The 8624-nt window shown below is 70.3% G+C and carries 8 protein-coding genes; 4 read left to right on the forward strand and 4 right to left on the reverse strand.

All coding sequences use genetic code 11. The features are described 5' to 3' along the window. The first annotated feature begins 37 nt into the window (after positions 1–37). On the forward strand, positions 38–604 hold the full coding sequence (locus BGO15_RS07935) for a dihydrofolate reductase family protein (protein ID WP_056208669.1): 567 nt from the start codon (positions 38–40) through the stop codon (positions 602–604). On the opposite strand, the gene BGO15_RS07940 is transcribed toward BGO15_RS07935, so the two are convergent. Both BGO15_RS07940 and BGO15_RS07945 read right to left on the reverse strand, forming a co-directional pair. Beyond that, the gene (locus tag BGO15_RS07940) at positions 594–2648 is read right to left on the reverse strand and encodes a M3 family metallopeptidase (protein WP_056518595.1); all 2055 of its coding nucleotides are present in this window, start codon (positions 2646–2648) and stop codon (positions 594–596) included. The two genes, BGO15_RS07935 and BGO15_RS07940, sit on opposite strands and share 11 nt — an antisense overlap. Before the next feature lie 32 nt (positions 2649–2680). Further along, positions 2681–3355, reverse strand: coding sequence for an SDR family NAD(P)-dependent oxidoreductase (locus tag BGO15_RS07945; protein ID WP_056208673.1), 675 nt, complete (start codon positions 3353–3355; stop codon positions 2681–2683). Positions 3356–3463: 108 nt separating this feature from the next. On the opposite strand from BGO15_RS07945, the gene BGO15_RS07950 reads away from it, so the two are divergent. The 3 genes from BGO15_RS07950 to BGO15_RS07960 are packed head-to-tail and all read left to right on the forward strand — an operon-like array spanning position 3464 to position 5554. Next, positions 3464–4063, forward strand: a complete 600-nt coding sequence (locus BGO15_RS07950; RefSeq protein ID WP_045248375.1) for a winged helix-turn-helix domain-containing protein — start codon at positions 3464–3466, stop codon at positions 4061–4063. 1 nt (position 4064) lies between these two features. Continuing rightward, positions 4065–4283: a hypothetical protein gene (locus BGO15_RS07955; RefSeq protein WP_045248374.1), complete on the forward strand. Its 219-nt coding sequence runs from the start codon at positions 4065–4067 to the stop codon at positions 4281–4283. Next, the gene (locus BGO15_RS07960) at positions 4280–5554 is read left to right on the forward strand and encodes an MFS transporter (protein ID WP_056208676.1); all 1275 of its coding nucleotides are present in this window, start codon (positions 4280–4282) and stop codon (positions 5552–5554) included. The genes BGO15_RS07955 and BGO15_RS07960 overlap by 4 nt, the downstream gene beginning before the upstream one ends. On the opposite strand, the gene BGO15_RS07965 is transcribed toward BGO15_RS07960, so the two are convergent. Continuing rightward, a complete protein-coding gene (locus BGO15_RS07965) occupies positions 5527–5775 on the reverse strand; it encodes a hypothetical protein (RefSeq protein ID WP_045248372.1) in 249 nt (82 codons plus the stop codon). The genes BGO15_RS07960 and BGO15_RS07965 overlap by 28 nt on opposite strands. Beyond that, positions 5775–8348 carry a valine--tRNA ligase gene (valS, locus tag BGO15_RS07970; protein WP_056518594.1) on the reverse strand — a complete coding sequence of 858 codons (2574 nt, stop codon included), beginning with the start codon at positions 8346–8348 and terminating at the stop codon, positions 5775–5777. Before valS ends, BGO15_RS07965 begins: the two co-directional genes overlap by 1 nt. Positions 8349–8624 lie beyond the last annotated feature (276 nt).

An 8624-nucleotide genomic window follows, 5' to 3' on the forward strand; every position in this document is an offset into this window, starting at 1 on the left:
GCGGTGGGGCGGGGCATCCACCCCGTAGGCTGACCGCATGCGTCAGCTCATCGTCACCTCGTTCGTGTCCGTCGACGGCGTCGTCGAGGCCCCCGGCGGCGAAGCGGGGTACCGCAACGCGGGCTGGACCTTCTCGTCCGTGGCGTTCGACCCCGCTGCATACGAGCTCAAGGGCCGCGAGCAGGAGGAGGCCGGAGCGATGCTCCTCGGCCGTCGAAGCTACGAGGCGTTCGCTCCGGTCTGGCCGACGATGACGCAGGAGTTCGCCGGGTACAACGCCATGCCACGCTATGTCGTCTCGACGACCCTTGCGGAGGATGACGACCGGTGGCCGGCCACGCTTCTGCGCTCGCTCGACGACGTCGCGGCCCTCAAACAGGGTGACGGCGCCCCCATCATCGTGCACGGCAGCGCGACCCTCGTGGCCGCGCTCGAAGACGCCGACCTCGTCGACCGGTACCACCTGCTCGTCTTCCCGGTGCTGTTGGGCGCAGGGCTGCGGCTGTTCAGCGGGTCCGACCGCGACCTCACGAAACTCGCCCTGGTGGAGCACGAGGCCTACGGCAACGGCATCCAGAAGCAGGTCTTCGACGTCATCCGGTGAGACCGCGACGGGCGAGCAGCGGCGCCACCTCGGCGTCACGCCCGCGGAAGTCGCGGTACGCCTCGAGCGGATCCTTCGAGCCGCCGACGCCGAGCAGCCTGCTGCGGAACCGGTCGCCGTTCTCCCTCGTGAGTCCGCCGTTCTCGGTGAACCACTCGACCGTGTCGGCGTCGAGCACCTCGCTCCAGATGTAGGAGTAGTAGCCGGCGCTGTAGCCGCCGGAGAACACGTGGGCGAAGTAGGTCGACGAGTAGCGCGTCGGCACCAGCGGGTTGTCGAGACCGATCTCGGCGAGGGCAGCCCGTTCGAACGCCGCCACGTCGGTCACCGCCGCCGCCTCTGCGGCCGAGAGGGAATGCCAAGCCTGGTCGAGCCAGGCGGCCGCGAGGTATTCGCTGGTGGCGAAGCCCTCGTTGAACGCCTGCGACCCCGTGAGGCGTGAGACGACATCGGCAGACAGCGGCTCTCCCGTCTCGTGATGACGCGCGTAGCGCGCGAGCACCTCGGGCCAGTAGATCCACATCTCGTTGACCTGGCTCGGGAACTCGACGAAGTCACGATAGACGGCCGTGCCCGCGAACGACGGATAGGTGACGCGCGCGAGGAGGCCATGCAGAGCGTGCCCGAACTCGTGGAAGAGCGTCGTGACCTCGGCGAGCGTCAGCAGCGTCGGGCCGTCGGCCGGCTTCACGACGTTGAGGTTGTTGACCACGACCGGTCCGGTGCCGCGCAGCGCTGACTCGGTGACGATCGAGTTCATCCACGCGCCGCCGCGCTTGGTGTCGCGCGTGTAGAGATCGAAGACGAACAGGCCGAACGGTGAGCCGTCGGCATCCGACACCTCGAACACCCGCACGTCGGGGTGGTAGCCCGCGAGATCGGTCCGTTCGGCGAAGCCCAGACCGTAGAGAGCGGATGCCGCGGCGAACACGCCCTCGGTGAGTACCCGCTCCGCCTCGAACCACGGCCGCAGGGCGGCGGTGTCGAGGTCGAGCGTCGCGGCCCTCACCTTCTCGGTGTAGTACGCCCAGTCGTGGGCCTCGATCTCGAACGGAGCCGCCTCGGTCTCGTTCACGATCTGCTGCAGCGCGTCGGCCTCGGCGCGGGCGTTGCGCGCGGCCGGAGCGGCGAGGCGGAACAGCATCGCCCGCACGGCCTCCGGGGAACCGGCGGTCTGGTCGGACGTCACGTAGGCCGCGTGCGACGGGTATCCGAGCAGCTCGGCACGCTGCGCGCGCAGCCGCACGATCTCGAGGAGCACGTCGCGGTTGTCGTGCTCGCCCCCACGGATACCGCGCGACCGGGAGGCGGCCAGCAGACGCTCGCGCGTGCGGCGGGGGGTGAGCCGCGACAGGTACGGATGACCGGTGAACAGCGTGAGCGACACCAGATATCCATCGAGCCCGCGGTCGGCGGCGGCCCGGGCCGCGGCGGCGAGGTCACTGTCGGCGAGACCGGCGAGGTCTGCGGCATCCGTCACGTGCAGGGCGAGCTCGTTGGTGTCGGCCAGCAGATGGCGCTCGAACGTGGTCGTCAAGACCGACAGGCGGGCGTTGAGATCGCGAAGGGTCTGCTTGGCGTCGTCGTCGAGCCCCGCGCCGGCGTGCGACATCACCGTGTAGCGCCGTTCGACGAGGTAGCGCTGCTCCGGGGTGAGGTCGAGGTCGTCGCGGGCCTCGTAGAGTGCGGCCACCCGCGCGAAGAGCGCGGGATCGAGGGTGATCGCGTCGGAGTGCGCCGAGTTCAGCGGGGCGACGGTCTCCTCGATCTCCTGGATCTCGGGCGTGCCGTCGGCGGAGCTCACCGTGTAGAACGTGCGCGAGACGCGGCCGAGCAGGTCGCCGCTGCGCTCGAGGGCCTCGAGCGTGTTCTCGAAGGTCGGCGGCTCGGGGTTCGCGGTGATGGCGGCGACCTCGGCGCGCTGCTGCGCGAATCCCGCGTCGAATGCCGGCAGGTAGTCCGTGACGGCGATCGCGGCGTAGTCCGGCAGCTCGTACGGCAGCACGGAACGATCGAGAAGGGGATGGCGGGACGTCGTGCTCATCCCGCCAGCCTACGCCGCGGCATCGCGTCGATTCAGAGGGTCGACACGCCGCGGAACGTGTGTCCGGCGGCGATCGACGCGCCAGAGACGGCGGCCGCGGGTTCCGAGGAGAGGTAGGCGACGAGGGCGGCGATCTGCTCCGGAGTCGAGGGCCCGGGACCGACCGCGGGCACCGGGTGGTCGTCGTCGAACACGTTGCCGGGGTTGACGACGTTGACGGTGATGCCGGTGCCGGCCACGCTGTCGGCGAGGGCCTTCGCCGCGAGGATCAGGGCGGCGTTGCGCACCGACGCGACGACGCTCGTGGACGAGCGGGCAAGCTGCCCGGCGATGCCGATGATGCGGCCGGACCCGCGGGCGCGCATGTGCGGGAGTACCGCGTTCGCGAGCCGCAGGAAGACGAGCGACTTGGCATCGACCGCGGCCGCGACGGCCGCGGGGGAGAACGCGTCCGCCGGGTCGAGGGTCTGCGCCGCGGGCGCGGCGGTGACCACCAGGATGTCGATCCGCCCGTGCCGGGCGATCACCTCGTCGACGCCGGCGACGACGGATGCCTCATCCTGGCCGTCGATCGTGACATCGCCACCCGATCGGCCGGCGGTGACGACCACGGCGCCCTCCGCGGCGAGGGTCGTGGCGATGTGACGCCCGAGGTAGCCGGTGCCGCCGACGACGAGGGCCACGCGGTCGGTGATGCCGAGATCCATTCCTCGATCGTACGTCGCGTGGTGTGCCGAGCGCCCTGCCCGAGTGTCCGGATGCGTCGATGCAAAGCAACGTTTGCAAAGTAACACGTGCAAAGATATCTTTGCGATATGACGAACGAGATCCCGCTCCCGACGACCCGCGAACAGCGGGTGCTCGACGGCGGCGCACTTCGGGCCCTCGCTCACCCGTTGCGGGTCGAGATCTACGATCTGATCTCGCAATACGGCCCGCAGACGGCGAGCACCCTCGCGGCGATGACGGGGGAGTCCTCCGGCGCCACCAGCTATCACCTGCGCGCACTCGCGAAGCATGACCTCATTCGAGAGGTCGAAGGTCAGGGAACCGCGCGCGAGCGCTGGTGGGAACGGCCTCGCGGCGGCGTGCAGATCGGCAGCCCCGAGGCGGTGAAGACCCCCGCGGGCCGCGCGGCGACTCAGGTCGTGCTGACGGAGTTCCTCAACCGGCGTCACCAGCAGCTCATGGACTACGTGGGGGCGAGCCTGCGCGAGAACGGCGTGTGGGACGACAGCGCGATGATCACGACCGCGACCATCCACCTCACAGCCGTGCAGGCGGCCGACGTCGTCGCCCAGCTCCAGGCCGTCATAGACGGCGCCGTCGACCGATACAAGGACCAGCGCGGCGAGGGCGTCGTGCCCGTGACGGTGCACGCCGATGTGTTCGCCCTCCCCGAGAAGGGACGATGAGATGACCCTCCTGACGGCTCCCCCCGAAGCCCGCACCACCACCCGCTCCGCCGATGAGCGGCTGCTGCGGGTGCTCGCCCGCCTGCTCGAACGAGCCGCCGACGACATCCACCGCCGCCGCGCGTGCGCCGATGAGCGGGCGGCGCGTCTCGACGCCTACGTCGCACAGCGCAGCACCGGCACCGCAGCGCGTCAGCTCGGACTGCTGCCGCGGTCATGACCACCACAGCGATCAGGCCGGCGGCACCGCCGCTCGGCCGCCCGTTCCGCACGCTCTGGACAGCCACCGCCTTCAGCAACATCGCCGACGGCGTCGGTCGCACCGCGGTGCCGCTCATCGCCACCACCCTGACGACCGACCCGTTCGTCATCGCGATCCTCGGCGCTCTCGCGTTCGTGCCGTGGCTCGTGTTCGGCATTCCTGCCGGCGTCATCGTCGACCGCTTCGATCGGCGGCGCATCATGGCCGTCGCCAACACGCTGCGGCTCGGTGCCGCGGTGTGGCTCGGGGCCCTCGTGGCATCCGGCGCGATCTCGGTGTGGACGCTGCTGATCGGCACCCTTGCGTTCGGCATCGGCGAGACCCTGTTCGAGAACGCCGTCAACGCCGCCGTTCCTGCGATCGTCCCTCGCGAGCGGTTCGACAGCGCCAACGGCTGGCTGCAGGCGTCCCAGGTGACGATCGACAACTTCATCGCCACGCCCATCGGAGGTCTGCTGTTCGGCCTGTCCATCGCCCTGCCGCTCTGGGTGGGCGCGATCGGCTATCTGGTTCCGATCGCCCTGGCCCTGCTGCTGCCGTCGCTGGCCGTCTCGCGGCAGACCGACGAGCAGACGGATGCCGCGGCATCCGTGCCCGTTCACGGCGCCCGCCCCGCGCTGCGCTACCTCTGGCAACACCGCTACCTGCGTGCGGTGGTGCTGTTCACGTCCGTGGTGGGAGCGCTCCTGAGCTTCGCCCAGGCGCCCACGATCCTCTACTTCCTCGAGGTGCAGCACGTCACGCCTGCGGCGATCGGCTTCGTCACGGCGGGGATCGGGCTCGGCGCCCTCGTGGGGTCGTTCGTCGCGGCGCCTCTGGTGCGTCTCCTCGGCCGCGGCCCGGTGCTGCTCTTCGCGAACGTCGTCGTCGCCGTGTCCCTCGTCGCGGTGGGTCTCGCTCCCGACGTCGTCACCGCGATCGCGTCCTACGCGGTCATGGCGTTCGCGGTGTCGGTGTGGAACGTGCCGTGGGGAGCGCTGCGGCAGCACCTCATCCCCGCGCACCTGTTCGGTCGCGCGCTCGGCATCATCCGCACCGTCACGTGGGGCGTCTTCCCGGTGGCGACGCTGCTTGGCGGGCTCGTGGCGCGATCCGACCTCCGGCTGCCGTTCACGAGCGCGGGCGCCCTCACGCTTATCGTCGCTCTCAGCGCCTCACGGCTGCTCGTGCGGGGAACACCGCGCGCCTACGCGGCGGCGGATCAGGCGAACTCGTCGTCGGCGTCGTGACGCACCACGGGTGAGCCCGCGGCATCCACCGTCACGATCACTCCCGTGTCGAGTTCGGCGATCGGCCGACGCTCGAGCCAGGTGAGTGTCCATCGCGGACGCGGCTGACCGAGGGGGTCGGCGGGCAGCGCTCTCTCCACCGAGGCGATCGCGTCGTGCAGCACGGCGGGCACGGCCGACGGGGGCGTGTCGCCCGCCGTCCACCGCGTGCCGAGCTGCATCAGGCGTCCGCCGTCTCGAGCTCGATCGACTCGACTGTCAGCGCGTCGCCCTCGACGTAGTCGATCTCGGCGATGCGGCCGACGGCGCGGAGGTCCCCCTCGGCGGATCGCAGGAGTGCGATCTGTGCGGGGGGCGCCGCGATGACGAGACGCGTGACCGGCGTCTTCTGCGAGGCCTTGGCCTCGGTCTTCGCGCGGCGCACGCCGATGAGCGCGTCACCGACGGTCGTGAGCACGCGGGGGTCGCCCTCGAGACCCAGCGGGGCGGGCCACGCGGCGTGATGCACAGACCCCTCTTCGAACCACGACCAGGTCTCCTCCGCCGCGAACGACAGCACCGGCGCGAGCAGTCGCACGAGCGTCGACAGCGCCAGGCGCAGCGCGAGCGCGGCGGACGCCTGACCCACGTCGGTCTGGTCGTAGGCGCGCTCCTTGACGAGCTCGAGGTAGTCGTCGCAGAACGTCCAGAAGAACGACTCGGTCAGCTCGAGCGCCCGGGCGTGGTCGTAGCCCTCGAACGCGCGCGTCGCCTCGGCGACGACCGTGTCGAGGGTCGCGAGCATGCTGCGGTCGAGGTCGTGCGTCACCGCGGCGCCCTCCGGCACCGGGAAGGTCAGCACGAACTTCGCCGCGTTGAGCAGCTTGATCGCGAGGCGACGGCCGATCTTCACCTGCGTCGGGTTCTGCGGGTCGAACGCGGCATCGGTGCCGAGGCGGCTCGACGCCGCCCAGTAGCGCACGGCGTCGGAGCCGTGGGCATCGAGGATGTCCGCGGGCGTGACGACGTTGCCCTTCGACTTCGACATCTTCTTGCGGTCGGGGTCGACGATGAAGCCGGAGATCGCGGCATCCGACCAGGGCGCCCGGCCGTCCTGCAAGACGCTCCGCAGCATCGTCGAGAAGAGCCAGGTGCGGATGATGTCCTGACCCTGCGGGCGCAGATCGAACGGGGCGACGAGGCCCCAGAGCTCCTCGTCGCGCGCCCAGCCGCCGGCGAGCTGCGGGGTGAGCGACGACGTCGCCCAGGTGTCGAAGATGTCCTGCTCGCCGTCGAAGCCGCCCGGCACGCCGCGCTGCGAGGGGTCGAAGCCCGCGGGCACGTCAATGGTCGGATCGACGGGCAGCTGACCGAGGTCGGGGGTGATCACGCGGCTGTAGTCGCGGTCGCCGTTCTCGTCGAGGCCGTACCAGACCGGAATCGGCACCCCGAAGAACCGCTGGCGCGAGACGAGCCAGTCGCCGGTGAGGCCACCGACCCAGTTCTCGTAGCGCACCCGCATGAAATCGGGATGCCACGTCATGCCGCGTCCCCGCTCGATGAGCGCGTCGCGCAGGTCGGCGTTCTTCGCGCCGTTGCGCAGGTACCACTGCCGGGTCGAGACGATCTCGAGGGGCCGGTCGCCCTTCTCGAAGAACTTCACCGGGTGGGTGATCGGCTTCGGGTCGCCGATGATCTCACCCGATTCCTGCAGCAGCTCGACGATGCGCTTCTTCGCGCTGAACACGGTCTTGCCGGCGAGCTCCGCGAAAGCGGCCTGCGCGGCATCCGTCGACAGCGCCTCGGGGGCGTCGGCGACGATGCGGCCGTCCTTGCCGATGATCGTGCGGTTCGGAAGGCTGAGCTCGCGCCACCAGATGATGTCGGTCACGTCGCCGAAGGTGCAGACCATCGCGATGCCCGAGCCTTTGTCGATCTGCGCGAGCGGGTGCGCGAGCACCGGAACCTCGACCCCGAACACGGGCGTGGTCACGGTGGTGCCGAAGAACGGCTGGTAGCGCTCGTCATCGGGGTGGGCGACGAGCGCGACGCAGGCGGCGAGAAGCTCGGGGCGGGTCGTCTCGATGTGGATGTCGCCGCCGCCGTCGGTGCGATGGAAGGCGAGGCGATGGTAGGCGCCGGGCTGCTCGCGGTCCTCGAGCTCGGCCTGCGCGATCGCCGAGCGGAAGTCGACGTCCCAGAGCGTCGGGGCGAGGTCCTGGTAGGCCTCGCCGCGGGAGTAGTTCTGCAGGAACGCGAGCTGGTTCGTGCGGATCGTCTCGTCGGAGATCGTGCGGTAGGTCTGACGCCAGTCCACGCTGAGTCCCAGCTGCCGGAACAGCGACTCGAAGGTCTTCTCGTCCTCGACGGTCAGCCGCTCGCACAGCTCGATGAAGTTGCGTCGGCTGATCGGGATCTGGTCGGCCGCCTTGCTCGACTTGTTGTCGCCGCCCTCGAACGGGGGCGTGAAGTCGGGGTCATAGGGCAGCGTCGGATCGCAGCGCACGCCGTAGTAGTTCTGCACGCGGCGCTCGGTCGGCAGGCCGTTGTCGTCCCATCCGATCGGGTAGAACACAGTCTTGCCGCGCATCCGCTCGAACCGCACCTTGAGGTCGGTGTGGGTGTAGCTGAAGACGTGTCCGATGTGCAGGCTGCCCGAGGCGGTCGGCGGGGGGGTGTCGACGGAGTAGACGCCCGCGCGTCCCTTCGTCTTGGCCGCGTCACGGTCGAACAGATAGGTACCCGCGGTCTCCCACGCGGCATCCCACTTCGCTTCGAGGCCCTCGAGTGCGGGCTTGTCGGGAACTTCGGCCATGGGGGACTCCTCGAGCGATATATGCGGCACTGTGTGAGCGTGCCTGAGTGTGGACGACCCGATGAGTCTACCGAGGGGCGGATGCCGCGGCACCGCGCACGCGCTCAGCCGAGCGTGGGCTCCCACGGGCCGGCGACGCGCACGGCCTCGTCGTCGCCCGGCCAGGCGGGCGCGGTCGCGCCGAGGATGACGAGGCCGTGACCGTCGCTCGCGAACTGGAACGCGGTGCCGACGGGGATCGCCACGGAGACGCCCGGCACGAGCGCCACGACATCG

Origin of the sequence: Microbacterium sp. 71-23 (assembly GCF_001897265.1) — a bacterium.
GTDB lineage: Bacteria > Actinomycetota > Actinomycetes > Actinomycetales > Microbacteriaceae > Microbacterium > Microbacterium ginsengisoli.

What these genes read in the sequence shown, in the direction of transcription:
- BGO15_RS07935 (WP_056208669.1), top strand. Translation starts at nt 38, where the DNA reads ATGCGTCAGCTCATCGTCACCTCGTTCGTGTCCGTCGACGGCGTCGTC.
- BGO15_RS07940 (WP_056518595.1), bottom strand. Translation starts at nt 2,648, where the DNA reads ATGAGCACGACGTCCCGCCATCCCCTTCTCGATCGTTCCGTGCTGCCG.
- BGO15_RS07945 (WP_056208673.1), bottom strand. Translation starts at nt 3,355, where the DNA reads ATGGATCTCGGCATCACCGACCGCGTGGCCCTCGTCGTCGGCGGCACC.
- BGO15_RS07950 (WP_045248375.1), top strand. Translation starts at nt 3,464, where the DNA reads ATGACGAACGAGATCCCGCTCCCGACGACCCGCGAACAGCGGGTGCTC.
- BGO15_RS07955 (WP_045248374.1), top strand. Translation starts at nt 4,065, where the DNA reads ATGACCCTCCTGACGGCTCCCCCCGAAGCCCGCACCACCACCCGCTCC.
- BGO15_RS07960 (WP_056208676.1), top strand. Translation starts at nt 4,280, where the DNA reads ATGACCACCACAGCGATCAGGCCGGCGGCACCGCCGCTCGGCCGCCCG.
- BGO15_RS07965 (WP_045248372.1), bottom strand. Translation starts at nt 5,775, where the DNA reads ATGCAGCTCGGCACGCGGTGGACGGCGGGCGACACGCCCCCGTCGGCC.
- valS (WP_056518594.1), bottom strand. Translation starts at nt 8,348, where the DNA reads ATGGCCGAAGTTCCCGACAAGCCCGCACTCGAGGGCCTCGAAGCGAAG.